The organism is Rhodococcus koreensis (assembly GCF_900105905.1).
In the GTDB taxonomy this organism is placed as follows: domain Bacteria; phylum Actinomycetota; class Actinomycetes; order Mycobacteriales; family Mycobacteriaceae; genus Rhodococcus_F; species Rhodococcus_F koreensis.
This window is the reverse complement of sequence record NZ_FNSV01000002.1, coordinates 234350-259580: the sequence shown is the minus strand read 5'-3', so window position 1 is coordinate 259580 and position 25231 is coordinate 234350. Positions and strand designations below refer to the sequence as shown.

At 66.6% G+C, this 25231-nt stretch carries 27 protein-coding genes, 1 pseudogene and 1 other annotated feature; of the genes and pseudogenes, 11 read left to right on the top strand and 17 right to left on the bottom strand.

The genetic code is table 11. The features are described 5' to 3' along the window. The first annotated feature begins 243 nt into the window (after positions 1 to 243). A complete protein-coding gene (locus BLV94_RS01985; protein ID WP_143051309.1) occupies positions 244 to 1389 on the top strand; it encodes a COG3415 family protein in 1146 nt (381 codons plus the stop codon). 29 nt (positions 1390 to 1418) lie between these two features. Here BLV94_RS01985 and BLV94_RS01980 read toward each other — a convergent pair. Beyond that, positions 1419 to 2680, bottom strand: a protein-coding gene (locus tag BLV94_RS01980; protein WP_425272483.1) for an IS3 family transposase whose coding sequence is annotated in 2 segments (ribosomal slippage) — positions 1419 to 2386 and positions 2386 to 2680 — 1263 coding nt in all. Because the reading frame shifts where the segments join, the coding sequence is not laid out codon by codon here. Continuing rightward, positions 2265 to 2396: a sequence feature (AL1L pseudoknot), on the bottom strand. Its footprint overlaps the gene before it by 132 nt. On the opposite strand from BLV94_RS01980, the gene BLV94_RS01970 reads away from it, so the two are divergent. The 5 genes from BLV94_RS01970 (at position 2671) to BLV94_RS01955 (ending at position 7372) form a co-directional block, all read left to right on the top strand. Next, on the top strand, positions 2671 to 3342 hold the full coding sequence (locus BLV94_RS01970) for a hypothetical protein (RefSeq protein WP_143051307.1): 672 nt from the start codon (positions 2671 to 2673) through the stop codon (positions 3340 to 3342). The genes BLV94_RS01980 and BLV94_RS01970 overlap by 10 nt on opposite strands. Continuing rightward, the gene (locus BLV94_RS48315; protein WP_143051306.1) at positions 3306 to 3632 is read left to right on the top strand and encodes a hypothetical protein; all 327 of its coding nucleotides are present in this window, start codon (positions 3306 to 3308) and stop codon (positions 3630 to 3632) included. Before BLV94_RS01970 ends, BLV94_RS48315 begins: the two co-directional genes overlap by 37 nt. 172 nt (positions 3633 to 3804) lie before the next feature. Next, positions 3805 to 5724: a HEAT repeat domain-containing protein gene (locus BLV94_RS01965; RefSeq protein WP_072947416.1), complete on the top strand. Its 1920-nt coding sequence runs from the start codon at positions 3805 to 3807 to the stop codon at positions 5722 to 5724. 245 nt (positions 5725 to 5969) lie between these two features. Beyond that, positions 5970 to 6617, top strand: a complete 648-nt coding sequence (locus BLV94_RS01960) for a type IV toxin-antitoxin system AbiEi family antitoxin domain-containing protein (protein ID WP_072947417.1) — start codon at positions 5970 to 5972, stop codon at positions 6615 to 6617. Further along, the gene (locus BLV94_RS01955; RefSeq protein WP_072947454.1) at positions 6614 to 7372 is read left to right on the top strand and encodes a nucleotidyl transferase AbiEii/AbiGii toxin family protein; all 759 of its coding nucleotides are present in this window, start codon (positions 6614 to 6616) and stop codon (positions 7370 to 7372) included. Before BLV94_RS01960 ends, BLV94_RS01955 begins: the two co-directional genes overlap by 4 nt. Before the next feature lie 343 nt (positions 7373 to 7715). Here the strand turns inward: BLV94_RS01955 and BLV94_RS01950 are convergent, their stop codons facing one another. The 5 genes from BLV94_RS01950 to BLV94_RS01930 all read right to left on the bottom strand — a co-directional run bounded on the left by BLV94_RS01950 (position 7716) and on the right by BLV94_RS01930 (position 14080). Then, positions 7716 to 9374 (bottom strand): AMP-binding protein, encoded by a 1659-nt coding sequence (locus BLV94_RS01950; RefSeq protein WP_072947418.1) that lies wholly within the window; start codon positions 9372 to 9374, stop codon positions 7716 to 7718. Positions 9375 to 9811: 437 nt separating this feature from the next. Continuing rightward, on the bottom strand, positions 9812 to 10597 hold the full coding sequence (locus BLV94_RS01945; protein WP_072947419.1) for an SDR family NAD(P)-dependent oxidoreductase: 786 nt from the start codon (positions 10595 to 10597) through the stop codon (positions 9812 to 9814). Between the two features lie 223 nt (positions 10598 to 10820). Then, a complete protein-coding gene (locus BLV94_RS01940; RefSeq protein WP_072947420.1) occupies positions 10821 to 11639 on the bottom strand; it encodes an SDR family NAD(P)-dependent oxidoreductase in 819 nt (272 codons plus the stop codon). Between the two features lie 202 nt (positions 11640 to 11841). Next, a complete protein-coding gene (locus BLV94_RS01935; RefSeq protein WP_072947421.1) occupies positions 11842 to 12867 on the bottom strand; it encodes an AraC family transcriptional regulator in 1026 nt (341 codons plus the stop codon). 46 nt (positions 12868 to 12913) lie between these two features. Then, complete coding sequence (locus BLV94_RS01930) at positions 12914 to 14080, bottom strand: serine hydrolase domain-containing protein (protein WP_072947422.1); 1167 nt, start codon at positions 14078 to 14080, stop codon at positions 12914 to 12916. Between the two features lie 149 nt (positions 14081 to 14229). Here BLV94_RS01930 and BLV94_RS01925 point away from each other — a divergent pair. Further along, positions 14230 to 14405: pseudogene (locus tag BLV94_RS01925) on the top strand (IS701 family transposase); the annotation flags it as partial. Between the two features lie 268 nt (positions 14406 to 14673). Here the strand turns inward: BLV94_RS01925 and BLV94_RS49230 are convergent. From BLV94_RS49230 to BLV94_RS01900, 7 genes are all read right to left on the bottom strand, one after another. Further along, entirely contained in the window at positions 14674 to 14814 is a 141-nt protein-coding gene (locus BLV94_RS49230) for a hypothetical protein (RefSeq protein ID WP_167372096.1), read from the bottom strand. Positions 14815 to 14980: 166 nt separating this feature from the next. Next, complete coding sequence (locus tag BLV94_RS01920) at positions 14981 to 15544, bottom strand: hypothetical protein (protein ID WP_143051305.1); 564 nt, start codon at positions 15542 to 15544, stop codon at positions 14981 to 14983. A 270-nt stretch (positions 15545 to 15814) separates the two neighbouring features. Then, positions 15815 to 16270: a DUF5994 family protein gene (locus BLV94_RS01915; RefSeq protein WP_072947424.1), complete on the bottom strand. Its 456-nt coding sequence runs from the start codon at positions 16268 to 16270 to the stop codon at positions 15815 to 15817. 366 nt (positions 16271 to 16636) lie between these two features. Then, positions 16637 to 16912 carry a DUF5994 family protein gene (locus tag BLV94_RS51950; RefSeq protein WP_371851596.1) on the bottom strand — a complete coding sequence of 92 codons (276 nt, stop codon included), beginning with the start codon at positions 16910 to 16912 and terminating at the stop codon, positions 16637 to 16639. Positions 16913 to 17177: 265 nt separating this feature from the next. After that, the gene (locus tag BLV94_RS01905) at positions 17178 to 18074 is read right to left on the bottom strand and encodes a coiled-coil domain-containing protein (RefSeq protein WP_143051304.1); all 897 of its coding nucleotides are present in this window, start codon (positions 18072 to 18074) and stop codon (positions 17178 to 17180) included. After that, entirely contained in the window at positions 18071 to 18244 is a 174-nt protein-coding gene (locus tag BLV94_RS49225; protein WP_167372095.1) for a hypothetical protein, read from the bottom strand. Before BLV94_RS49225 ends, BLV94_RS01905 begins: the two co-directional genes overlap by 4 nt. A 363-nt stretch (positions 18245 to 18607) precedes the next feature. Further along, positions 18608 to 19816, bottom strand: coding sequence for a fatty acid desaturase family protein (locus BLV94_RS01900; protein WP_072947427.1), 1209 nt, complete (start codon positions 19814 to 19816; stop codon positions 18608 to 18610). Positions 19817 to 20548: 732 nt separating this feature from the next. Between BLV94_RS01900 and BLV94_RS01895 the strand changes: the two genes are divergently transcribed. Continuing rightward, positions 20549 to 20854 (top strand): DUF4193 domain-containing protein, encoded by a 306-nt coding sequence (locus BLV94_RS01895; RefSeq protein WP_072947428.1) that lies wholly within the window; start codon positions 20549 to 20551, stop codon positions 20852 to 20854. A gap of 174 nt (positions 20855 to 21028) precedes the next feature. Here the strand turns inward: BLV94_RS01895 and BLV94_RS01890 are convergent, their stop codons facing one another. Then, positions 21029 to 21361, bottom strand: coding sequence for a cupin domain-containing protein (locus tag BLV94_RS01890; protein WP_072947429.1), 333 nt, complete (start codon positions 21359 to 21361; stop codon positions 21029 to 21031). Between the two features lie 380 nt (positions 21362 to 21741). Between BLV94_RS01890 and BLV94_RS01885 the strand changes: the two genes are divergently transcribed. Continuing rightward, on the top strand, positions 21742 to 22209 hold the full coding sequence (locus BLV94_RS01885) for an Hsp20/alpha crystallin family protein (RefSeq protein WP_072947430.1): 468 nt from the start codon (positions 21742 to 21744) through the stop codon (positions 22207 to 22209). A 106-nt stretch (positions 22210 to 22315) separates the two neighbouring features. Further along, entirely contained in the window at positions 22316 to 22408 is a 93-nt protein-coding gene (locus tag BLV94_RS48310; RefSeq protein ID WP_072947431.1) for a helix-turn-helix domain-containing protein, read from the top strand. Positions 22409 to 22892: 484 nt separating this feature from the next. Here the strand turns inward: BLV94_RS48310 and BLV94_RS49220 are convergent, their stop codons facing one another. Then, entirely contained in the window at positions 22893 to 23138 is a 246-nt protein-coding gene (locus BLV94_RS49220; protein WP_167372094.1) for a DUF1931 family protein, read from the bottom strand. A gap of 292 nt (positions 23139 to 23430) precedes the next feature. Between BLV94_RS49220 and BLV94_RS01870 the strand changes: the two genes are divergently transcribed. Next, positions 23431 to 23799, top strand: a complete 369-nt coding sequence (locus tag BLV94_RS01870) for a WhiB family transcriptional regulator (protein ID WP_083395420.1) — start codon at positions 23431 to 23433, stop codon at positions 23797 to 23799. Positions 23800 to 24184: 385 nt separating this feature from the next. Here BLV94_RS01870 and BLV94_RS01865 read toward each other — a convergent pair whose 3' ends face one another. Both BLV94_RS01865 and BLV94_RS01860 read right to left on the bottom strand, forming a co-directional pair. Further along, positions 24185 to 24448: a hypothetical protein gene (locus tag BLV94_RS01865; protein WP_371851597.1), complete on the bottom strand. Its 264-nt coding sequence runs from the start codon at positions 24446 to 24448 to the stop codon at positions 24185 to 24187. 61 nt (positions 24449 to 24509) lie between these two features. Beyond that, positions 24510 to 25172: a TetR/AcrR family transcriptional regulator gene (locus BLV94_RS01860; RefSeq protein ID WP_072947433.1), complete on the bottom strand. Its 663-nt coding sequence runs from the start codon at positions 25170 to 25172 to the stop codon at positions 24510 to 24512. Positions 25173 to 25231 lie beyond the last annotated feature (59 nt).

Sequence of the window (25231 nt, the reverse complement as noted above, 5' to 3'; positions counted from 1 at the left end):
GCTGGGATCGGGTAGTGCCCGATTGGCTGTGTCTCTCTGCGGCTTCGGCTTCTGAGGTACTTACTTCCAGCACCGGCTGGGGTAGGTTTCGCTGCCTGTCGCAGCCTGTATCCGTATCACGTTGTGCAACCGACGGCTGCGAGAGCCGCAGTGCATCCGAACAAATCACAACTCTGTAAGTAGTTTCCGCTTCGCTGGGCGGGTCGCCTTGACCCGCCCCGACCAGACTGTTCTAGTACAAGGGTGGAACAGGCAGCGGAATCGACCCCAGCTGGGGCCGCTCGGCCCGGTGGTGAGTTCTTCGCTGCCCCGACCGAGGTGAACCACCGCCGTTACGAGGCGCTGCGCGCCTACCTGTTCGAAGGTGCCTCGGCCGCACAGGCTGCCGCCCGGTTCGGCTACACGCCGGCCGCCCTGACCTCGTTGGCCCGTGACTTCCGGGCCGGACGCACCGACTTCTTCGCGGCCACCAAGCCGGGCCCCAAGTCGGCGCCGACCAAGGACGCGGCGCGGGGACGGATCATCGAGCTGCGACAGGCGGGCCGGTCCGCGCACGAGATTGCAGCGGTGCTGGCCGAGGAGGGCACGCCGCTGAACCGGACCGGGGTGGCCGAGGTGCTCGCGGAGGAGGGCTTCCCCAGACTGTGGCCCCGGCCGCACGCCGAGCGGGGTCTGTCACGACGTGAGCCCCCGACCCGGACGAAGGTCGTCGACTTCACCGACCTGCCCGAAAGCTCGGAGACGAAGCTGGCCGGGCTGCTGCTGGCGATCCCGGATCTGGTCGCCCTGGACCTGCCCGGCCTGGTCGGCGCCGCCGGCTACCCGGGCACCCGGGTGATCCCGGCCCTGAACTCGGTGTTGTCGCTGCTCGCGCTCAAGCTCACCGCGACCCGCCGGGTCTCCCACGTCGAGGACATCGCCGCCGACCCGGGCGCCGCGCTGTTTGCCGGACTGACCAGCCTGCCCAAGGCAACCGCGCTGACCAGCTACTCCTACCGGCTCTCCCACGACAAGCAACGCGCGTTCCTGACCGCGCTGGACCAGGCCACCCTGGCCGCCGGACTTGCCGACGGCGAAGCGTTGAACCTGGACTTCCACGCGGTGATGCACTGGGGTGACGACGCGGTGCTGGAGAAGCACTACGTGCCCCGACGCTCCCAACGCACCCGCTCGGTGCTGACCTTCTTCGTCGAGGACGCAGCCACCCACAACCTGCTCTACGCCAACGCCGATCTGGCCAAGGCCACCCAGAACACCGAGATCCTCGCCTTCGCCGACCACTGGAAGCAGGTGACCGGGACCGACCCGAAACGGTTGATCTTCGACTCCAAGGCCACCACCCAAACCCAACTCGGCGAGCTCACCGACCGCGGCATCGGGTTCATCTGAATCGCCCTGGATCGAGTGGAGACTCCGGTTCAGGCCACCTCGGGGGTTGAGGCAGCAGGGGGACGTTGTTCACGATAGCGGGCCTCGTACCAGGTCGGCGAGAGATAATCGATCGACGAGTGCAATCGGTCCGCGTTGAACCAGCGAACCCACTCGGCGGTTTCCCGCTCCACCTCGGCCCGACCGCTCCACGACGCGTCACGGTCGATCAGCTCGGTTTTGTAGAGTCCGATCGTCGATTCCATCAATCCGTTGTCGAGGGCGTCCCCGACGCTGCCGATCGACCCGGCGATCCCCGAAGCGATCAACGCCTCGGTGAAGGCCAGCGACGTGTACTGGCTCCCCGCATCGCTGTGATGCACCAAACCCGTTGAGGTGAAACGGATGTCGGTTCTCCTGCGGGTGAACAACGCCTGCTCGAGCACTCCGGTGACCAACACGGTGGTCTTGGATGTCATCACCCGCCACCCGAGGATCCGGCGGGAGAACACGTCGACACAGAACGCCGTATACACGAATCCGGTGAGTGTCCACACGTACGTAAAGTCCGCGACCCACCACTGGTCCGGACGGTCCGGGGTGTCCCATTTCCTGTTGATCAGATCCGGGTGTCGTGGTGCCCGCTCGTCGCGCTCGGTGGTGGTCGTGCGGCGTTTGCCGCGGACCACCCCGCGGATGCCGCAGATCTTCATCAGGCGGGCCACCTGATCGCGCCCGATGTCGTGGCCGGCGTGTTTCATCGCCCACCAGATCTTGCGGGCACCGTAGAGGCGCTTGTTGGCCACGTACACCCTGTGCACGGCGTTGGCGGCGTACGCCTCGCCCAGGTCGGTGTCCGAGATGGGTCCGCGCTGCTTGGCCTTGTAGTAGGTGGACGGGGCGATGCTGATGCCGTGCTCGGTGAGCACGGCACAGATCGGGTCGACCCCGAATTGAGAACGGTACGCGTCGATGTAGTCGACGATCACCGCAGTCGGCGGTCGACCTCCGCCGCCGCGAAAAACGCGCTCGCAGTCTTCAAAATCTCGTTGGCTCTGCGTAATTCGGCTACTTCGCGGCGAAGCCTGGCGACCTCGGCCGACACGTCAGGTACCGAAGACGGTGTTCCGGGGGCCTGGCGGCCTTCCTCCCGCTCGATCCAGTTCCTCAGCGTCGCCGGCGCGATGTCGAGCAGCTCGCCGACATGGCGACGGGCTGCGACCTTCGAGCCTCCGTGCTCGTCGATCCGGTCCCGATACATCCGGACGGCGCGATCCTGGGTCTCGGCGTCGTACTTCCTCGGTGCAGGCATACCAGCATTCTCCTTGTTCGATCAGGAGTCTCCACCTCGTCCAGGACGGTTCAATCACCCTGCGCGCCCGCAACCCCACACTCACCGCACACCTGCACGCACTGCCGCCCAGCGCATGGACCGCACTGACCGTGGCCCGGGCCGGCGGCAAGACCCGCAAAGTCAAGGTCCACGAGAACCCCGCAGCGACACTCTCGGCCTACCCCGGCACCGTCCGTCAACTTGCCATCGCCGGCCTCGGCCACGACGAACCCACCATCCTGATCACCAACGACATCGACACCCCCATCAAGAACATCATCGAGGCCTACGCCCGCCGGATGAACATCGAACAACGCCTCGCCGAAGCCATCCGCTCCTTCGGCCTCGACGCCCTGGCAGGCGCCGTCCCCCTCAACGTCGACCACGACGTCGTCCTCACCGTGCTCGCCCACACCGTCTGCAACGCACTGCGACGTCGGCTACCCGGCTACGCCACCGCCACACCCGACACCCTGCAACGACGGTTCCTCTCCACCGGCGGACAGATCCTCAACCGCGGCAACGAGATCACCGTCCGACTCGACCGGCGCACCTACTCACCCGTCCTCCGCCAAGCCAACCTCCCCGACACCGAGGTCCCCTGGTGGGACGGACGAACCCTGCACTACGAGTTCACCTGAACTGGGGTCGAACTTCCTGCGCGAGAATCCGCGCTAACGGCCTGACGTTCAACGCGACGGGCACAACGGTCTATCGAATCGAGGACGATGACCCACTCGCCGCCGCAGTCGAGAGTACGAAAGGATTCGAATTCACCCGCGATCACTGGACGACAAAGGTGCTTGCCCGCGAAACCGTGACCGCTGATGCCACCCACTTCCACCTGACCACCACCATTGAGGCATTCGAAGACAATTCCAAGATCTTCGAACGATCATGGGAACACGACATCCCACGTGATCACCTTTGAGCCCGATGCCATCCGCTGCTACCCGCATGCGCGCATCTACCACTGCCGGCGTCCGCCGCACCCACAACCGCCGCCTGAAGTGCATTGCGACGGCGTGAAAGGTGCGATGCCACGGTGGAAGCATTCGAGAAGACCTCCGCCGCGGCTCTCGCCTGCGCGATGATGGTGGAGGATGGCGATCCGGCGCGCGGTCTTGCTGTCCGCGCCGGTTCTGGACACCGACGACTGTTGCCCGGTCGATCACGCCTGGCTGTCGTTGCACAGGGCGCGCTGCTTGGCCGAACTCGGTGACCTCGAGCAAGCGCGGGACCTGGCGATCGAAGTGCAGGTGCTCCGCAACGTCGCACCCCACGATCCGACCGCTATGACGATCATGGGTGCCAGCACCGATCTGATCTTCACCACCAGCAGCTGGGAAGCGCAGAAGGTCCCCGAAGCGATCACCGGCCGCGACACCCTTGCCGCATGGTGGCGAACGCAGGAGATCTCCTGGGGGTTGCAGCACCAGTTCGAGTCGAATTTCAAGCACTGGTACCAGGATTCGAGTACGTGGTGGGGTGCAAGCGATCAGACGTGGCTTCACCTGCGGGCCGCGTCCCTGATCGCCGGGTTGGCCGGAGACCACAGCGGGTGGCGCCACGCGTTTGGCCTCCTGGCTCGACGAGTGCTCACCACCACGACGACCGATACTGAGGCGATGGCCGGAGCGTTGACCGTCCTGCGTCGAGTCGGTGACTCGCCGTCGGTCAAGCTCGCTGCGCAGCACCTCCGGCGGGTGGTATCGGCTCCCGCTGCGCGTGACGCCGCCCACGTGATCGATCTCGAGCTGTCTACTCGAACGTCGTTGCGTGCTGATCTGGAGATGCTGCGCTATGCCTCCGACGTCATCACCAGCGAGGACGCAGACCGGCACACCCAGTGGCTACTCGATGTCCTCCGTTGTCCGGATGTCCTCGTCGATCGACTCTCCCCAGACTTCCACCTCGCCACCACAGTGCTCGCGACACTCGCCCCGCTCACACGAGTCATCTCCGCTTCAGCAGTTCGAGATGTAATCGAGTACCTGGTATCACTACCGGCTCAGGAGGACCAGGCTCACGCACATGACTACGCCCAGGTCTTCCGGCAGATCCCAGACGATGCGTGGACCGCCGACGACCTCCGTGCTCTCGCGGCCCGAGGTGCCGCGGACAATTTCGAACTCACCGAAGAGATCACCAACGTTCTGGCCGCCAACGATCCCGCGTTCCGGGAGCAACTGCGGGTCAGGATCGCCGCCGGAGACCTCCCGGCTCTCGAGTCGTTTGGCGACATCGACGATCTCGACCCCGACACCGCCCGGGGTCTAGTCGATGTACTGGCTGCAAAAATCACAGACCAGGTCGCGGAACTCAAGCGCGGTCAAGGAACTGTATGGGCGCGCGACTTCGCGGCCACACTGATCATCGTCAACATCGCTCACCCCGAACATGCAGATTGGGCTTCCATCCTGTCCCTGCTGGCCACCCCGGCCGCTTTCACCGACCACCTCCGGGCATCGCTGACCACATTGCGGCAGTTCGGTGAGCGCGTACCCGACCGGATCGCCGACGACCTCGTTCCCATACTTCGCGCGCGCCTGACTTCTCCGCCGAAACGCCACCCGTTCTTCGGCTCCCCCGATATACGAGGTGACGCGGCCACTGCCCTCGCCGCCATCAAGCCCACCGAAGTGACCGACCCAGAACTGTGGGAACTGCTCAACGGCGACGAACACCAGCGTGCCGCAGCAGTTCACGTAGTCGCGAACAGAAACAACCCACACGATCTCATGACCCTGGCTGCCATGGCCCAAGACACCGCACCCTGGGTCAGAGCGATGGTGGCCAATAGTCTCGCCCGGTGGATCACAGACGACATTGCCGCAGAGCCTGCATTCGAGTTGCTGACACGCGTCCTCGACGATCCCGGCACGCTAGTGGCGCAGGCAGTGGTGGTCCGACTCAGCGACACCGTCGATAGCGCGGCAGCGGTACAACTCACCGACATGTTGCGCGAACACATTTCGGCCCAGGTACGTACCGCAATCGAGAAGCTCGAACCCCACTCCTGAACCGATGCGAGTCACAACCGACCCGAACCCGACCCTCGCGAGCCGGCCAACGGATCAATCACCGACGGGCTCGTCGGCAAGGCGCGAACATTCCTCGGCGGAGTGCACTCTCCCCGTCAGCGAGTACCGGCGTGAGGGCTACCGCAAGGGCCTGCACCCGCCGCCGACCCTGACCCGTTTGCTTTCGCCGTGCGCGTTTCGTAGGCTTTAACCCTACGAAACGCGCATGAAAGGGTGGTATCAACATGGCTCTGACACACAGCACCGCCGTACCCACAGCGCTGGCCCGACGGCCCCTGCGCACCTTCCGCCCCCAAGACGCCACCGACGTCTACGCCCACCCCCGCCCCGAACTCGCCCGCCTCGTCACACGCGGCGTCCTGCACCGCGCCGCCCCCGGCTACTACATCGTGGTCCCCCCGGAACAAGCCGGGCGCCCCTGGATCCCGAACCTCGAAGCCACCGCCGCCGGAATCGCCACCGCGATCTACGGGCCCGATCACGCGATCGTGATGGGCATCAGCGCCGCCCGCCTCCACCATGCGATCCCCCGGGCGTTGGCCACCTCGGTCGTCGCCGTCCCCCGCCGGCACCGGACCATCACCCTCACCGACCGGACCGCCACCATCCGCTTCCTCCGCCGCGACACCCCCGAACTCGACGCCGAACGCCTGGACACCCCCCTCGGGCCCGCGCTGGTGACCACCCCGGAACAGACCGTCCTCGACCTGGCACGCTGGCCGGCCCTCGGCGACGCCGAAAACGAAATCCCCACCGCCATCACCTCGCTCTACCGGCGCAGCGACCGCGAACACCTCACCACCCTCGCCGCCGAGCAGAAACTGACCGCCGCCCTCTCCCGCGCCGAAACGTGGGTGCAGGCAGCCTCGTGAACCTCGACGAACGCGACAGTGTCGCCGACCAGTTCGGCGTCGCCCCCGAACAGGTCGAACGGGACCACCTCATCTCCCTGCTCCTCGCCTACCTCAGTGAGCATTTCGCCGACCGGCTCCACTTCGTCGGCGGCACCGCCCTCGCCCGCACCCACCTCCCCAATGGAAGATTGAGTGAGGACATCGACCTCATCGCCCTCGACCCACGACGCAGTACCCTGGCCGCCGACCTCGACAAGGCGCTCCCGAGAGCGGTGCAACGCGCATACGGTCGCCTCGAATGGGCGCCCCCGCTCAGCGCCGGCACGAGCGTCGACGCTGCCACCCTCCACACCGCCCGTGGCCTCTCGGTGAAAATCCAACTCCTCTCCTCCACCGACCGCACCCTCTGGCCCACCGAACCCCGCACCCTCATCCAGCGCTACAGCGACGCCCCACCCGCCCGGCTGCTCGTGCCCACCCTGCCCGCGTTCGCCGCCTCCAAAACCGCCACCTGGTGCGACCGCGCCGCCGCCCGCGACCTCTGGGACCTCTGGGCACTGACCAACATCGGCGCCATCAACCCCGACACCGCGGCACTGTTCCGCAAACACGGGCCGACCGGGAAGAACCCCGGCAACTACGTCTTCACCCGCCCGCCCAGCGACAACGAATGGCAATCGCAACTCGCCGGCCAAACCCGATTGACCATCACCGCACCCGACGCCCTCCACACCGTCCGCACCGCATGGGACCACCTCACACCCCACCCCTGACACATCCCGAACCCATTTCCCCGGTGGGGTTTTCGCGCTCGCATACCCACAGCTCACGTCAGCATCGTCGGTCATGGTGCCCGTCGGTTGCCGTCATCGATCTGGGCCTGCCGAACCCAGGTCCGCAGCACCTCTCGATGCACACCGAGCTGGTCCGCGATCCGCGCGATCGCTCCAGCCCATGCGCTCGGGTCGCGGGCCTCGACCGCCAACCCGCGTCGCCCGCTCCTTCAGCTCCTCTGGATACTTCCTCGACGCTCCCATGAATCTCACCTTCCGTGTGATGAGACCCTCCGTCAGAGTCGGGGCGCACCACGACGGACCGCCCCGCCGCCGAGGCGGCTCAGCCCTGCCGCAGGATGTAGCGCTGGATCTTGCCGCTGGGTGTCTTCGGCAGCCGGGGCACGAAATGCACGGTCCGCGGGTAGGCGTGCGCCGCGAACTTACGCTTGACCAGCTGCTGCAGTTCCGCCGCGAGCTCGTCGGTGCCGTCGACACCGTCGCGGAGCACCACGAACGCCTCGAGCACCTCACCGCGCAACTCGTCGGGCATCCCGACGACGGCCGCCTCGACGACGTGCTCGTGCATCACCAGCACGCTCTCGACGTCGAACGGGCCGATCCGGTAGCCCGCCATGATGATCACGTCGTCGTCGCGGGCCGAGAAGTAGAAGAATCCGTCCTCGTCGACCTGCCCGGCGTCGCCGGTGAGGTACCAGCGACCGTCCGCGGTGAACCGCTGCGCGGTCTTCTCCGGCGCGTCCACGTACCCGGTGAACCACAGCAGGGGGCTGGTGTGGGTGTCGATCGCCACACGCCCGGGCACGCCGGGGGCGGCGATCTCGCCGGAGTCGTCGGAGAGCACGGCGCAGGACCAGCCGGGCAGCGGCCTGCCCATCGACCCGGGCCGCACCTGCTCGCGCAGCCCGTCAGCCCACGCGTTGACGACGAACATGCCGTGCTCGGTCTGCCCGTAGTGGTCGCGCACCACTACGCCGAGGATCTGCTCGGACCACGCCACGATGTCGGGCGTGAGCGGCTCACCGGCGGACGACGCGCGGCGCAGCGAAATCGACTCCGCCGCGGGCGTCGGGTCGGCCCGCAGGCTGCGGTAGACGGTGGGCGCGGCCGCGAAGTTGGTGACCCCGAACTTCTCCATCACCTGCCAGGTGAGGGGGGCGGAGAACCCGGCGTGCAGCAGCACGCTGCGCACCCCGGCGGCCAGCGGTGCGAGCAGGGCGTAGTAGAGCCCGTAGGCCCAGCCGGGATCGGCGGCGTTCCAGAACACGTCGTCCTCACGCACGTCGAGGCCGAAGTCCAGGTAGGCGTGGAACGACGCGAGCGCCCGCACCGGCACGGGCACGCCCTTCGGGGTGCCGGTCGTGCCGGAGGTGAACAGCTGCACGAGTCCGCCGTGCCCGCCGACGGCGACCGCGGCGCCGCGCGGATCGTCCGCGTCGTGCGAGGCCACCAGGTCGGCGAAGCTCAGTCCGCGGCCGGCGGCACCACCCTCGGTGTGACCTGCGACGACGATCTGCCAGGGTGCGTCGGCGGGGATGTCCTCGCCGGGCGCGAGCTTGGCGACCTGGTCGGCGTCGGAGACCACCACCTTCGCGCCGCTGGCCTGCAGCCGGAACCAGATCGCCGGGGGCGCGAACGCGGTGAACAGCGGCACGTGCACGGCGCCGCGGCGCCAGATGCCGAGCAGCGCGACGACCAGGTCCGCAGACTTGCCCATCAGGGTGGCGACGTGGTCGCCCGGGTCGACGCCGAGGTCGGCCAGGGCCGCGGCGAACCGGGTGGACTGCTCACGCAGGTAACCGAAGGTCAGGTCGGTGGCACTCAGGTCCGCCTCGACCACCGTGAACGCGACGGCCTCCGCCCGATGCCCGTCGCACAGCAACAGTGCGGCACACGCGTCGGCGGTGTCGTAGCGGTCCAGCAGGTCCCGCACTCGTGCCTCCTGCTCGGAATGCGCACGCGCGGTGGTCTCGGTGATCATCGAAATTTCCTTTCCTGAGGAGGTGGTGATGTGAGTCCTGGGACGCTGCCAAAAGGACGCGTCCCAAAGAAGGAGCGCCCGGATCAGGACCGTCCGGATCAGGACCGTCCGGATCAGGACCGTCCGGTGGTCGACGGTGAACTGCCCGATCTCGGGCGCCGCCGTCCGTATTTCTCGACGATCGCCCGGTCACCCGATCGCCCGTGTAGTTGTCGTTGCCGTCGATCGCCGGGTCGTGGACGCTGGCGATGCTCGCCTCGGTGGTATCGATCCGCAGCACGATGCGGCGGACCGCTAGACCTGTCTGACTTGGGAAGAGAGTGCGGATCGGTCAGCACCGGCCGCCGGCCGGCGACACGACCATGCCAGAGTGCCGATCCGGTACTGGGTTGGTTGCCGTTCGAACCGCGGCCGGCGACCGCGCTGCCGGTCGGTCCTCAGTCCGGGATCGGTCCGCCGTGGAACGCGGTGAGGCCGCCGTCGGCGACGAACGTTCCACCGGTGCAGTAGGACGAGTCGTTGCTCGCCAGAAAGAGCATCAGATCGGCGATCTCGGCCGGTCGCCCGTACCGACCCATCGGGATCGACGTGGCGAACGCCGTCATGGCCGCATCCGGGTCCTGCGGGCTCGCAGTCTCGTGGAGCTCGCCCATCATCCGGGTATCGATGATGCCGGGGTGGACGGTGTTGACTCTGATGTTGTCCCGCGCCAGATCCATCGCCGCGTTCTTCGCAATGCCGACGACGGCATGCTTGCTCGCCGTGTACGGCGACGAGTGGAAGTAGGCCGAGAGGCCCTGGGTCGACGACGTCACGACGATGCTGCCGCCACCACGGTTGCGAAGATGCGGTACCGCCGCACGCAGACCATGCCACGTCCCCTTCACGTTGACCGAGATGACCTCGTCGAAACGCTTCTCGTCGTAGGCGTCCACCGGCGCCATATCACCGAAGATCCCGGCGTTGAGGAGCACCGCGTCGAGCCCGCCGAACCTCTCGACGGCCCGCCTGGTGTAGTCGTCGACCTGACCGCGGTCGGAGATGTCGGCGGCCGCGATGTCGACGTTCCCGTCGAGACCTGCAGCGACGCGCTCGAGGTTCTCTTCGCTCCGGTCGACCAGAAGGACAGACGCACCCTCCTCGACGAGGCGCTGCGCGGCGGCAGCACCGATTCCGCTGGCCGCGCCGGTGACGATCGCCACCATATCCTGCATCCGTCCCATGCTCACAGCTCCTTCGGCTTTCGAATCGGCAGATCTGCCATACGTGCATCACGCACACGGGTCTGTATTACGCGGTGTCGCGAAAACCCTGCGCCGCAACTGTTCCTGACCGCTCGTTCACCAAGGTGCCGGCGAAGCGGGCGTACCCCGCGTGGCAGCGCGTGCTCCTTTTGCGATGCGGCCTGCGCGTATCCGTGCCCGCGTCAGGCCACGCGTCGACTTCTCAGATCAGCGTCCAGTTCTCGGTGTGCGATTCGGTGTAGTCCTGGTGGAACCACTGAAAATCGTGGAGCAGCGCGCCGCCGTCGATCATGACCGAGTGACCGTTGATGTATCGGGCATCCGGCGACGCGAGGAAGGCGACCAGCGCGCCGACGTCGTCCGGTGTCCCGAAGTGCCCGACCGGGGTCCGCGAGGTCAGATGCGACTTGGACGTGGGGCTCAGGTCGAAGATCGGGGAGACCATGCCGGTCTCGATCAGGCCCGGCATGATGCCGTTCACGCGGATGCGATGCGGCCCGAGCTCGGAGGCCAGACATTCGGTCAGCATCTTGACTCCGGCCTTGCTCACGGAGTATGCGGATGCCTGATCGACGTGCTGGACGGCAGCCCCGGAGGAGACGATCACGATCACTCCACCGCTCTTGCGCTCGACCATGTTCCGGGCGACGCCCTGGGCCAGCAGCATGGTTCCGGTGAGATTGATCGCGAGGTGCTTGTTCCACTCGTCGAGCGGCTGCTGCAGCAGAGTCGACAGGGCGCAATACCCGGCGTTGGCGGACAGGATGTCCACGCCGCCGTGCTGCTCGACCGCCCGGTCGATGCCCTGCTGAATCGAGCCGGGGTCGGTCTGGTCGACCATCGCGGTGGTGACGTTCACGCCGGCGGCGCGACACTTCCCGGCGATCGGCTCGATGTCGGCCTCGTTGATGTCGAAAAGGGCGAGGTCGGCTCCGCCTTCGGCGAGACGCAGCGCGACCCCACCGCCGATCCCGCCGGCTGCTCCGGTCACGATGGCGGTCTTGCCGCTGAATGTGGGCATGAAAAGTCTCCTTCTGGTCGAGCCATTGTCAGTACGTGGTTGCGGTATGTGCAGCAGGTCTCACGTTTCTCCGTGCCTGGCCGTCCGCTCCGCTCCGGAGAGCGAATTCGGAGTCGACGGCGACCACTCTCGCCGCCGCGGTAAATCTTTGGTGTTGTTCAACTCTGGGCGTCCGCCGAGCAGCTCCTGGCGGACTCTCAGATCACGAGCCTTCGTCGAGGAGGCGCTCGGCCCGTCGTCGAAAAGCTGCCGGAGTCGTGCCCGTCCAACGCTTGAATGCATACGTGAACGCAGGGGTCGCGCTGTAGCCGAGTGTGCTGCTGATCTGGTCGATCGAGAGATCGTTCGTCTCGAGAAGTCGCACCGCCCTGGAGAGGCCGACCTGACCTTCCAGGCTCCTAAACGACGTCCCCTCCGCGAGCAATGCCCGTCGCAGTGACCGGGCAGACAACGCCAGATCATCGGCCACCAGTTCGAGTCCCGCCCGGCCGTCATACCGCTCCAGGCAGTCGAGCACGGCTCCCGTGACCCCCACCCTCGCGTGCCGGCGCATCAAAAGCCGTTGACATCCCTCCTCCAGCTGTGGAATCGCAGTTCCCGCCGCAGACGCCAGCGGCTCGTCGAAGGGCATCGCGTCGAGGACGAGCTGATTCCGGGGCGCACCGAACCTCGCCGGCCGCCCGAACAGGTCCCCGTAGCGCGCGGCATGCGGCCGCGGCGGCCCGGTCAGGTTCAGCGCCAGCACACGAGCGGGACGGCCCGCACCCAGCTCCTCCCACACCTGTGCGATCGCAGCAAGCTGGTAGTCGACCACGACCTCCTGCATCTCTGCAGGCAGGAGGCCAGGATCCATCTCGATGATCAGTTGGTGTCCCTGCCGCACCTGCCGACTCCGCGGAAGCGGGTGACACAGATTCTGGAAGCGAATGGATTCCGTGAGACCGTCGGAGAAGTTTCGGCTGGAGCGGATCAAGAGACCGACGAGGCCGAAATCCGCGACACAACACCGGGCCCCCGCGTCCAGGCCAACGTCCGAGTACTCCGGACGCGAACGGAGGACATTCGCCACGATCATGACTTCGTCACGCTGCCGGATCTCTCCCCGAGCGTCGAGAACATCCGGTGCAGCCACCGGGGTGCCACGAACGGCTTCTGTGGCACTGAGTTCACTGGTGACGATGAGGTCACGGACGGCGGCGGTGCCCCGCGGTACCCTCGGATCCCACATGTCGAAATCCTACGCCGTTGCGCTGTCTTCTCTATTCTCGTCGAGCTCACTCGACGACAGCGGCGAGCACCAGATCGGAAAGCTTCTGGCAGCGCACGATGTGGTCGGTGTCCTCCAGGATGCCCGTCGTCAGCATGGCGAACGTCAGGTCCCGCTCGGGGTCGACCCAGAAGATCGTGCTTCCCGCCCCCCACCCACCGAAGGTCCGGGCACTTGCGAGGTTGGGCAGCGGTCCAGGCGTGAGGGCCTGGCCGCGGACGAAGAACCCGAGCCCGACCGACGCCGGCCACGGCTGCCACCCCCGCACATCGAGGGCATAGTTGAACAACGAGTTCACCTTGTCGCCGGTCCAGTTCCGGGTAGCCAGCTCGATCGTCGCCGGCGACAGGATCCGATGATCTCCGGCCAGACCGCCGGCGCGCAACATCTCCGCAAATCGCCACAGGTCAAGAATCGACGTGATACCGCCACCACCAGGGAACTCGGAACCCTCGGCCGTGACGAGACCACCCAAACCCTCGATCTCGGCAGCATCGAAGATGCCCGACGGGCGGGCGTAGCGCTGCACGACCGGCGCGATCGGCCGGCCGTCACCCGAGGGCCCCAACGACGTGTCATGCATGCCGACCGGGTCGAACAACTCGTCCTGCAGGATCTGCCGCAGCGTGCGCTTGTCCGGATCGACGGCGACGAGCATCGACGCAAGGACCGCATGCACACCCAACAGGGAGTAGATCACCTGCGATCCAGGCTCGCACTCCGGCGCCGTCCCACAGACGTACTCCACCCACTTCTCGTACTCAAGCAGGTCCTCCGGAGGCAGCGGGGCCACCCCAGAGAACACACCGCTGGTGTGTGTCAGCAGGTGCCACAGGGCGATCCGGCTCTTGCCACGCTGCCCGAAGTCCGGAAGCACCTCAGCGACGGGCTGAGTGAGCTGCACAAGCCCACGCTCGACGAAGCTCAAGGCAACGACGTTGAGGAACTGCTTGCAGATCGACATCGTGAGAAGAAGATCGGTCTGCCGGATCGCCTTCTGACCCTGACGATCCGAGAAGCCGACCTCCTCCACAGCGGCCAACCTGCCTCCGCGGCCGACGGCGACGAGTGCGCCGTCATACTTCCCGTCCGCGATGTCAGCGTCCAGAACTTCGCGGAGACGGTGAAGACGAGACGGGTCGAAACCTAGAGACTCTGGTGAGACGACCTGCATAACCGGCCACCCTTCTGTACGGCCCTGAGCGGGGCTGGGACATCGACGTTCTCAGTGTCGCCGGGAACCGCCGGCGACGGCATCCCAAAAGCGGCCAAATCCTTACGATTTGTGGCCACGCCCCGAACGCTGCCAGCAGCCACCCGTGCCGGCCGCGGGAGTACGTGGCCGGTCTAGCCCAAGGCTCTGGAACGTAAGAACGGGTGGACTCTCGCCGAGCGGACGGGCGAAGTCCGCCCGGACGGTATTCAACGCCTGCTGCGGCGCGCGGACTGGGACGTCGACCGGGGTCCGCGACGATGTCCGCGATCACGTCGCCGAACGCCCGTTCGACGGCCGAAGTGCCCCGATCTGGAGCTAAACCGGTGCGCCAGAGCTAGATCCATCGAAAGCCTGACACTCCCGCGGGAGCAGCAATCCGGTGACCAAACCAGCAACTCACTCCCACGCGTGCCGTCAGCGTTGCCACCGACGACAACGAGCATACCGAAACCCACTGCGGCAGAGCGTTCGAGACCGCGGAAAGGAGCTCACCGATCGGCACGGAAGCCTTTGCCGCCCGTCGGGCACCGCCGGCTGGTACGCGCGCAGTCCTACGGCGACGCGGTGAGGAAGACGGCCGGCCCGTAGGGCGAGAGTTGCCAGACTCCCCCGTCCTGCCAGTCGAACAGGGTGCCGCCCTTGCAGTCCGAGTACAGCCATCGCATCAGGGCGGTGTGCGGCTTGTCGTTCACTGTCAGGGTCGCGTGCACTTCGACGAGTGAGGCTGCTTTGTGGCGAATGCGTTCGAGAGACCAGGACGTCAGTGCGAGGTGCCGTAGAGGTTCTTGGCCAATGCGCCTGCTTGTTGGACGACGGAATCGGTTTCCCGCTGACGTAGAAGTGCTTGCCGACCAGGCCCTACTGCCGATCTTGCCAACGTTGCAGAAAGTCGAGACAGGCACGGTCGATGTCGGTGTGCTCGTCGACGTTCGAGCTGATTGTGTGCTCGTGCTGCTGCCACGCATCCAAGCGCCGGCGACGGTCGCTGTGCTCGAGGGCCTGGCGAGTGATGTCGGACGAGGTCGGTGTGAGTTTCGGCTTGGGCGGGTTGGCCTGTTTCTGCCGGGCCTTGGCCCAGTCGACAACGGCGAAGAGCCGATTCCATGCTTTGGTTGCGACGATGTCGTTGTCGAAGTTGACGATCATCCCGTGCAGGATGCCGTTGCGAAGGAGCTCGGTGGTCTCGCTGGTGACCGTCTTGTAGGTGCCGGTGTTGAATGTGTTGTGGGCATGGCTCAGTCCCAGGTGGTGGCTGGCGACGCTGTCCCACGGCACCATGTCGGCGGCGTCACGGCTGTTGAGGTTCTTGCGGCCGTTCTGCTTGTCGGTGTCGTTGACGAATCCGTCCATGGCGGCGAGAAGGACGAGCACGGTGCTGTAGTAGCGGCCCGCGTGGTAATCCGCGAGGGCCTTCTCAAGCATGGGTAGTCGTGATCTCATGTCGGGGAGCTTGTTCAGCAGAATCAACATCAGGGTGGGTGTTGTAAGCCTTCGGCATGGTTGGGGACATAACCTGCTCGGCACCCAACTTGGCGTGGCAGAGCACCGACCCGGTACAAATTCGAACATTCTGACCGACCCGAACAGGGCTGACGCGCTGACCGGAACCGCTGTCCTCAACGGAATACCAATCTGGGTATCGAAATTCGCCGCGCAATCCTGCTAGGCATTTCCCACATCCTACGGTTGGGGCTACCGCGGGTCGACGCCCACCGCCTTCTGCATCGTGTCGAAGGCGCCGTCGGCGTCCGTCTGGGGTGCGACGACCAGCAGCTCCCACCGCCGACCGTCGGTACCGAAGACGTACATGATGTCCGGTGGCTGGTCCGGCAGGGGCCCGGACACGCGCACCCCGTCGGGACGGTCGATGCCCCGTTGCGAGACGCTCATCGAGTTCCAGTCGAAGCTGACTTGCTCGGTGGTGCCCACCCGATCGGCGAGCACACTGATCAGGTCGTGAAGTTCGGTGGTCAGGTTGGTGGTTCGTGGCCACCACGCCCCGTCCACGCCGGCCGAATGGTCGTCGCGCGCGCGGAGCAGCAGTCGCGGGGTCCGGGTGGGCTCGTCGAAGGGTTGCGCGCCGTCGGAGGTCGGGCGGAACAGGCCCAGGCCGCGCCCGGAGTAGATGGGGTTCGTCTCGTGTTTCATCGTCAACGCTCCTGCCGCCGCTCAGACGGCTGCCGCATCATCACGTGCATCGGTAGCTCGGGGAGGGTTCGGTCGTGTTGTAGCGTCATGAGGACGCTCCCGCCGTGACCGCGTGCGGCCACCGTCATTACCGGCGGTGACACGATCGTGGACGGTCGTGTGCGAAAATTCCTCCGACAACCTCATGCTACGCGCAGGGGGTACCCCACCCGGTGGCGCCTACGGACGAATCGCGACCGTGCTCCCGCACGACCGAGCGCGCCACCCACGCACCCATCGGTCGACGGATTTCGCCGAGCTGTCCGGTGCACTCCCGGGCGCCGTCAGACCCGACTTGCTCGGAGCCGACAGCGACGCCCGGTGGTGTCACCTGCAGGACGATCCTGCTGCCGTCGGCACCGAGGACATGCATCGTGTTGAACAGCTCGAAGGGGCAGGCATCGAGCCGGACCCGGGTACCCCGCGGCGACCGACCGCCCGGGCACCGCGGCCCGGCCCCGCGGGGTCGTAGACGGCCCGACCGTTGGGGCCGAGCCGAACCGTCAACACTGCCAGTAAGTCCGGAAGTACCTCGCTGAGGTTGCGGGTGCGGGGCGACCAGACACCGTCGATAGAGCCGGCACACCGATCTTTCGGTTTCACCCCTCGGCCGCTGCGCGTGTTCGGCTGAAATCTGGTGTCGGGGACGATCGCGGGATGCTGCCTGCTGCGGCATGGGCGGCCGCTCCTGTCCCGGCTGCGAAATCGGCCGGATATGTCAGATCAGGGACGATGCGACCATGGACAGTCAGTGCACGAAATGCCTCCGATAGGGGTGCGAGTCTCGCCGTTGGACCCTTCCATCGCGCACCCAGGTCCTCCCGTCCGCGATAGCGAACCTGGACTCGATGACTCGGACGCGGCGGACCTATGTCCGGTCGCTCTCGCGATGGATCGCGTCCAGGTCCGCGGTCGCGGCCCGGATTCGGGCGTCCGCGGTGCGATCGGCCCGGTCCTTGCGCCGCGCCAGCTGCGCGCCGGCGCGGTCACCGGCCCGCATCGTCTCCTCGACCGCGGTGTTCTCGGCCTCCGTCACCGCCGCGTCGGTCGCGTGCCGGACCGCCCCCGTGTGTCGGGCGGCCTCGTCTAGCCGGTCGGGGAGCTGCTCTGCGGCATCGGCCCGGATGCGTTTGGCCCTGTCGCCGAGCACCGCCGCACGAGTCAGCATGTCGGCGTGCCGGCGAATCCGATGACCGCGATCGATCAGGTCATGGTCACCGAGGAGCGCGCCGACGACGCCGTCGAGTCCGCCGAGCGCCCGTTCGTAGGCGCGCCGCACCGGAGCCTGCGCGCCCCACCACTGCACCACTCGCCGGTCGATCACCGCGAGCGGCAGCCGGACCACGGCGTACTGCACCCGCAGTACCGTTCGGAGCGAGGACAGGTTCACCGCGCGACGTCCACGGTCGTTCTCGACCTCTGACCGCACCGTATCGGCGGCATCGTCGAGCATTCGGGCCCTCTGCTGGGCGCGCGCGTCGTCGTCTCGAGCGTCGACGACGTCCCCGGCCGTGCGCAGGTCCTCGACACGGCGTTTCTTTTCGGCGTCGTGCACGCGCGCACGCGCGCGTTCCTCAGCGGCGAGACGGCCCTTCTCCGCTCCTCGCGTCGCCTCCTGCTCGGCCGCATCGTGTTCGCGCCGCCGATCGCTCTGCGCCGCTGTTATTTTGGCGTCGGCTTCGTCCGCGGCTGCCCTGTCATCGCCCCTGACGGGGTCGAGAACGTGCTGTCGCGGCTCCGGCCGTGTTCCCTCTCCCGCAGTCAACGGATTTCTCCTGTGCCGGATTCGTGCGCGATACGGTCGCGCGGCGGGGAGGCGAGGTGCGGCCGCCGCGGCCCGCGACGCGAGGCGGCCCGAGCCGTGCCGACGCCGATGCCGATGCCGATGCCGATGCCGAGATGGTTCGCGATGGTGCGAAGGTTGCTGTGCGTCATATGTGACGCTCCCGCCTTGGCCGGGAACCGGCCAGGTACTGTCCAGTCGACGACGACGCGACCCGATTGCCCGCGTACGAAGTATCTCCGACACTTCGACTATACGGCGCCACAATCCCCGGAACCTCTGACCACCGCGGTGATCGACGTTCCGGCCGCACCGAACTGTCTCGACGCCCGCGGTGCTCGACGTTCCGGCCGCACCGAACTGTCTCGACGCCCGCGGCGAGCCGGCTCCGCGCAACTGCCGACCGGAGGTGCCACCCTCACAGGCCGATGCACAGCGTGGTGGGCCTTGCCGCGCCGAGATACTCGAACGGATCGGCGAGGGCGCCGGTGTTCGGGTCCCGCCCGGGGGCGATGTCAGAGTCCCCCGCGATCGCGAAGTGCTGTCGACAGCCCACGGCGTCTGCCCGTGACCGGGTCGAACTGTGGCCTCGGATCGGTGAACCTGCGTTCCGACGCGGTCTCGGGCGCGTCGTCGGCGGTCGCCTGCAGGAACTTGTTCGGCAACGCCAGCTTGGCGATGGTGCGCCACGACTTCAGGTACTGCACCGGCAGCGAGCCGGTCGTGTAGGGCAGGTCGTACCTCTTGCACAGCGCACGCACGCGCACGGAAATCTCGCGCAACCGGTTGCTCGGCAGATCGGGGAACAGGTGATGCTCGATCTGGTAGCAGAGGTTGCCGCTCATGAATTCCATCACCGGCCCCGCCTGAAAATTCGCGCTGCCGAGCATCTGCCGCAGGTACCACTGCCCCCGCGTTTCGTCCTCCAGCTCGGCCTCGGTGAACTTCTCCGCGCCGTCGGGGAAATGCCCGCAGAAGATGACCATGTTGGTCCAGACGTTGCGGATCATGTTCGCCGTCAGGTTCGCGGTCAACGTGGGCAGGAACGCCGGGCCGGTCAGCGCCGGGTAGAGAACATAGTCCTTGGCGATCTGCTTACCGACCTTCCCGGCCACCTCACGGCATCGGCGCGCGAACTCGACACGATCGACACCTCCCCTGGCCACCCTGCCCAGCTCCAAGTGCTGGAGGGCCACCCCGTACTCGAAGAACAGCTGCAACAGCAGGTTGTAGACCGGATTGCCGACGCTCAACGGCGTCCACCGCTGATCGCGGGTGACCCGCAACAGGTCGTAGCCCACGTCGTCGTCCATCCCGAGCACGTTGGTGTACTTGTGATGGATGTGGTTGTGGGTCTGCTTCCAATGCGCCGACAGGCCGGCGAGATCCCACTCCCACGTCGACGAGTGGATCTCCGGATCGTTCATCCAATCCCACTGACCGTGCAGGACGTTGTGGCCGAGCTCCATGTTCTCGACGATCTTGGCGGTGCCGAGCATCGTCGTGCCGGCAAGCCAGGCCGGCGGGAACCAACTCGCGAACAAGACCGCGCGACCGCCGATTTCGAGGGACCGCTGCAGCCGGATCGCGGTGCGGATGTACCGGGCATCACGCTCGCCACGCGAGGCTTCGATATCACGCCGGATCGCGTCGAACTCGACGCACAGCGCCTCGACATCCGCCCCGGTCAGGTGGGCGTACTCCGTGACATCCGAAATCGCCATGAATTTACGCTAGCGCAGGTTACGCAACCGTAGGTTACGTCCAGGTGAGACGTGAGTTAGCGAGGACGGTATTCCTACCTAATCGTCGGCGACCGAGTCCGGCCTCCCAGTGGTCGCGCAGCGTCGTCCTGTTGTCGAGGGCGGCGACCGAGTCGAAGTACGTAGGCCGCATCTACCTGGGAGTGGTGCTTGATCAGGGTGAGGTCGGCGGTGATGTGCTCAATCGCGAGGTCGCGCGATGACCGACCGTATTTTACTGTTGCTTTAACTGGAGATGCGGCGTAGACCGGAGGTACGGATCCACGACAGACCAAGGTCGGACCGGAAGAGAAGATTCCACCTCTCGGTTGTGGCGCCCAGCACGAGCTGTAGGCACCCACGCAAAGCAAAGCCCCCACAGTGGGCTCAGCACGGTGGGCTTGCGTCAGGCGGGAAATGTCTCCTGACGCCGAGGCCACATTTCACCGCGCAACCATGCACGCCTGGTAACCGAGTGGTCAGTGCTCGCGGGCGGGTCCCCCTTTGGGTCAGGGGCGCCCGCCCGACGTGTGTATGCGGAACCCCAGGGTCCGGCTCCGTCATCGATCGCGAGCAGCATTCGGACCCGGCCCAGGACCGAATGTGCCGATGTGCCCGCACGTGACCGGTTACGGGCACAAGAGCGTTGACATGCAATCGACCTCCGCGATCGCGGGGCGGCTCCGGGGAAGACGCCCGACGAGAGGGAGGGTCATGGCCACCGACTACGACGCACCCAGAGTTACCAACACCGACGACGAGCCATCCGAGAACTCGCTCGACCAGCTGAAGGCCGGAAGGAACGAATCGCAGTCGGCCGTCGCCGACGTCGAGGAGACGGACACCGCGGAGTCATTCGAGCTGCCCGGGGCCGACCTGTCCGGCGAGGAATTCACGGTCCGGGTGATACCCAAGAAGGCGGACGAATTCACCTGCACCAGTTGTTTCCTCGTCCATCACCGCAGCCGCCTCGTCGACACGGCCGGTGGACAGATGATCTGCCTGGACTGCGCCGGCTGAGCACATCCCAGCACAGACGAGGGTGTGCGGCGCTGGGAACCGCGGCGGAGGCGAGCACCTGCCCGGCATCGCGCCTGCTCTCGACGCATGAGGTGATGTCGCGGCCCGCATCGTCGGGCGGCACCGGAAGCGATGCGCCGGGGCCGGCCTGCAACCCGGGCTGCTGGGGTGGGGTCACGACAGCTTCGCGACCGTCAACAGGACCGCCGAGTCCACCAACGCTTCGAGGCTGTGCCGTGCGTCGGGAACGATGAGCAGATCACCCGCCCTCCCCTCCCACGACAGATCGCCGGTCGAGAGCCTGACCCGACCGGACAAGACCTGCACCGTCGCCTCACCCGGGTTCGAATGCTCCCCGAGGACCGCGCCCTCAATCATGCCGATCACCGTCTGCCGCAACACTTTCTCATGCCCGCCGTAGACGGTGTCGGCGGTGTGACCACCACCCGCGGTGGCCGCCTGTTTCAGCTGCTGACGAGCCAAGGCCTCGAGAGAAACCCGCTGCATGTCAGTAGTGTATCCAACCCCGCACACGGAGCAGCACGGCGAAAGTCTGCTCCGCCGCAGAGCCACGATCACCCGACCGGCGCGGCCGGGTTGTTCTCGCTGGCACCAGGGGAAAGTGGTGGTGGACGACGAAACCCCAGCCCTCCCGGCCCGCACCCGGCGGGGTCTGGGCCGTGGTGATCGGTGGCCTGAACGCAGCGGGCAGCACCTGTCCGCGAAACACTTGCGGCCTCGGTCGGAAATCCTTGCAATCCGCCGGAACCGGGCGTCGAGCGCACCTGGCGCCCGCACAGGTGCAGTGCAAAACTAGAAGGAGCGCAGCCAGCCGACACCCGTCGCGATGGCGAGGTGCGGCCACCAACATGTAGGAGGTGGTTGCTGTGCTTCATCCCGACCCATTCCGTGACATCGACAGACTCACCGAGCAGCTGCTCGGCACGTCGGCCGGATCCGCCCGGGCCCCACGGTTCATGCCGATGGACCTCTACCGCTCCGGCGATCACTACGTCCTCCACGCCGACCTCCCGGGCGTGGACCCCGGCTCGGTCGACGTCAGCGTCGACGGCGGCATCCTCACCGTGAAAGCCCAACGCAGCGAACGCACCGAACACGACGTGCAGTGGCTGACCTCCGAGCGCTTCACCGGCAGCTACCTGCGTCAGCTGGCCCTCGGCCAGGACATCGACGCCGACCACATCGCCGCCACCTACGAGAACGGGGTGCTGACGGTCACCCTCCCCGTGGCAGAAAGGGCCAAGCCGCGCCGCATCGAAATCACCCCCGGGGCACGTGAGGAAACCAAGGTCATCGAGCCCAGCGACTCACCCGACCAGACCACCACGACCTGACCTCTCCACCGGACACGGTCCCGGCAGGTCACGCCGCCGGGACCCGGGTCACGTCGGCTTCGGGATGGCGTATCGATCGAACAGCACACCTGTAGTTTCATTGCGTATGCGCGAGACCGGGATGCAACTGGGCGAGATCGCCGAGATCCTCGGTGTCGGGCGCACCACCTTGTACCGGCATCCCCTCGAGCGGAGCTGATCGGCACCCGCCTCTGGGTACACGGCGGGCGCTACCAGGGGCTGCGCTCACTTCGGTGCGTGAGGTGGGGGCCGGCATCCCCCGTCCGAGCAGATCGCTTCGCTGCGCCGTGCTCCTCACGCAGTGGACCAGTCCGCCCGGCGCTCAGCCACCGGGTGTTCCCGGGTGCTCGCCCGTTCGCGCCGCTGTAAAACCCCCGAAACAGCGGTCGGGCCGGGGGCGTGACTTCGCACCCTCGGCCTAATCTCTGCTTCACAAGGGTGTGATCATTACCAATCTTTTTCCTTGATCCGCATCTACTACGATACGCCCTCCGCAATGGTTCTGACCTGCGGATTGCAGGAATTCCGACCGAGGCCACACATCACCGCCGAGGGGCAAGTGCCGGCCGATACGGTCCGAACCATCGCGGCCACGCGCTCGGTCGTGCCGCAGACTGGGTTTCGGTCGCGAGCATCCGGTCGAGCGGCGCAAAGCCGGCCAGTCACCCGAGGATCGGCTCGACTCGCGTACGGGGACCGAGCCCGCGGAACAATCCGCTGCTCGCCCGTAAGCCCTTGGTGAGCGGCAGGTCCGTACAATCGATGATGTACTGGCGAATCGCCGCGGCGGCGAAGGGCAGATCGCAAATATTCCTGGCGACAACCTCGCCGAAGCGCCGAAAGTCATCCCTGCCGACACCGCAAGCGGCCACCACCGGAAAGCTGTCCTCGAACTGATCGAACGTCACGACCCTCACGGTGGGCACCGCAGCTTCCATCGGGTGATCATCCTCCATCCCTCCCGGGTGGCCGGCAGGGGAATCTCGCATACGTACAGCACACGAGCCAAGGCCCCCCGGGGCGGGAGCCATGACACGGGCATCACCCCGATCGAAGGCCACACCGACACCGTTACCGCCGAGGATTGGACACTCGACCGACGCAACCGATACCCACGACACATCGACAACACAGAAATCAGTTTCCCGCGTCCGGATCTGCCCCACAGGTCCCCGCGTTCGGGAACGAAAGGAACCGCACTTGCGCCCCGCACGAATCCCATCCACGCCGACCCACCAGGTCACCAGCGGACCCGAAGGATGGTGGGACGGCGCCGCGTGCCGCGGTATCGAACCGTCGGTGTTCTTCTCCCCCGACAACGAACGCGGTACCGCCCGAGGTCAACGCGAATCGCGGGCCCGGCAGATCTGTCAGGACTGCCCCGTACTCACCCAGTGCCGCGAGTACGCCCTGGCGGTGGGCGAACCGTACGGAATCTGGGGTGGCATGACCGAAACCGACCGCAGACGACACACCAATCGAGCTCGCCGCGGCGAGCAACGACCCCTCGCGCCCCCGCAGCCGGCACCGGCCACCGCCGACGCCCTGCACCTGAGCTCCGCCCGATAACGAGGGCGTTCAGCGCGGCATCCCGACCGCCCCCACCACCCGACGGAGAACCCCGGTTCGGCACCCGAATACGAACCAGATCAACGATTTTGGAGAACCCAATGCGCTGATTGCCGAGAAAGGGTTCAACCCTGGAAAAGGTGCCAGACAGCGGTGGCCGGCCACGCCGGCCCCGAGCACTCGCCTGTCAAGGTAATCGCCACAGGCGACCGTAGACCTGCCGCCGGAGGACCAGGTTCGTGAATGTCAACACGATTCGGCAGGGACCGCACAATACGGGATCACCGGGATGCTCGTGTACAAGGCTGCAGCCGCACGAACCGGATCGCACGCCACCCCACCTGAAAGTCGGCGGCAAGGCCATCCACCACGAACGCCACGACTGTCACGTCGAACAACGTGATTGGGATATTCGGCCCCACAGTGAGAGTTGGCGGACCATCTCGGCGCGGCCCGGCGCCGGGAACTGGGCGTCGGTGTGAACGGCATTGATCGCGGTGATGCGCCGACGTTGGGTACCGTCCGCCGCGGGGTGGTCGGCGAGGAATTCCGCCAGCACCGACGGGTGCGCGGGCAGCGCGCAGTGCTCGCAGGCGTCGCACCAGTCGACGAAGAGCGCCCAATCATGCGCATACCGTCGCGCCACCACGCCGGCACCGTCGGTTCATGGAGCCCGATCCTCGGCGAAACCTGTGCCACATCCGGACACGCTATGTGGCGGTTGCGCCGTGGGGTTGATCGTCGGCGTCGGGTAAGGGGCGTCGGCAGATTTCGTGGGCTTCGTCGGCCGGGAGGCCGAACATCCGCAACAGGTCCTCGGTGACTTGGTCGGTGTCCTCCGCGTCGTCACGTTCGGGGTGGTCGTGCAGCAGTTGCCCGAGGCACAGTGCGGCCCCCGCCGTGATTGTCAGGGCCAGTTCGGGGTCGCGCACGCTGAACCGGCCCGCACGGGCAGCGGCCTCGATGTCGCGGCGAGCTCTCGGCGCCAGGCCTTTGTCCGAGCTGACCAGACTCGGCCCGTCGCGGAGCAGAACTTTGCTCAGTTCGGGATTTCGGCGATGCAGGCGTCCGGTCAGTCGGAAGCTCTGCGCAAAGACCTGGGCAGGGTCGTCCAGATCGGCGGTCAGTTCGTCGAGTATCGCGCCGTGGCGGTCGAGGGCCTCCTCCACGGCGGCGTGGAAGAGCTCCTCCTTCGTCTGAAAGTGGTTGTAGAACGACCCCATTCCGACATCAGCGGCCTGGGTGATCTCGAGAATCGGGGCGGTCAGTTTCCCCGCCGCCATGAAGGACTGGGCTGCGCGTATGAGTGCGGCGCGGGTGCGCGCCTTGCGCCGTTCCAGACGGTTCGGTGCATCGGTGATCTGCTCGGTCATGCCTGGGTGCCCTTCTCCTGATCCGTCTGACCTCGCCCTACCCTACCCGCGTGTCATCA

Coding starts and splice junctions, on each gene's coding strand:
- BLV94_RS01935 (WP_072947421.1), bottom strand. CDS start 12,867: ATGTGGGATCCGAGGGTACCGCGGGGCACCGCCGCCGTCCGTGACCTC.
- BLV94_RS01890 (WP_072947429.1), bottom strand. CDS start 21,361: ATGCAGCGGGTTTCTCTCGAGGCCTTGGCTCGTCAGCAGCTGAAACAG.
- BLV94_RS01920 (WP_143051305.1), bottom strand. CDS start 15,544: ATGCTTGAGAAGGCCCTCGCGGATTACCACGCGGGCCGCTACTACAGC.
- BLV94_RS01915 (WP_072947424.1), bottom strand. CDS start 16,270: ATGAAACACGAGACGAACCCCATCTACTCCGGGCGCGGCCTGGGCCTG.
- BLV94_RS01940 (WP_072947420.1), bottom strand. CDS start 11,639: ATGCCCACATTCAGCGGCAAGACCGCCATCGTGACCGGAGCAGCCGGC.
- BLV94_RS48310 (WP_072947431.1), top strand. CDS start 22,316: ATGCGCGAGACCGGGATGCAACTGGGCGAGATCGCCGAGATCCTCGGT.
- BLV94_RS01945 (WP_072947419.1), bottom strand. CDS start 10,597: ATGGGACGGATGCAGGATATGGTGGCGATCGTCACCGGCGCGGCCAGC.
- BLV94_RS01895 (WP_072947428.1), top strand. CDS start 20,549: ATGGCCACCGACTACGACGCACCCAGAGTTACCAACACCGACGACGAG.
- BLV94_RS49225 (WP_167372095.1), bottom strand. CDS start 18,244: ATGACGCACAGCAACCTTCGCACCATCGCGAACCATCTCGGCATCGGC.
- BLV94_RS01965 (WP_072947416.1), top strand. CDS start 3,805: ATGGCGATCCGGCGCGCGGTCTTGCTGTCCGCGCCGGTTCTGGACACC.
- BLV94_RS01930 (WP_072947422.1), bottom strand. CDS start 14,080: ATGCAGGTCGTCTCACCAGAGTCTCTAGGTTTCGACCCGTCTCGTCTT.
- BLV94_RS01950 (WP_072947418.1), bottom strand. CDS start 9,374: ATGATCACCGAGACCACCGCGCGTGCGCATTCCGAGCAGGAGGCACGA.
- BLV94_RS01860 (WP_072947433.1), bottom strand. CDS start 25,172: ATGACCGAGCAGATCACCGATGCACCGAACCGTCTGGAACGGCGCAAG.
- BLV94_RS01900 (WP_072947427.1), bottom strand. CDS start 19,816: ATGGCGATTTCGGATGTCACGGAGTACGCCCACCTGACCGGGGCGGAT.
- BLV94_RS01960 (WP_072947417.1), top strand. CDS start 5,970: ATGGCTCTGACACACAGCACCGCCGTACCCACAGCGCTGGCCCGACGG.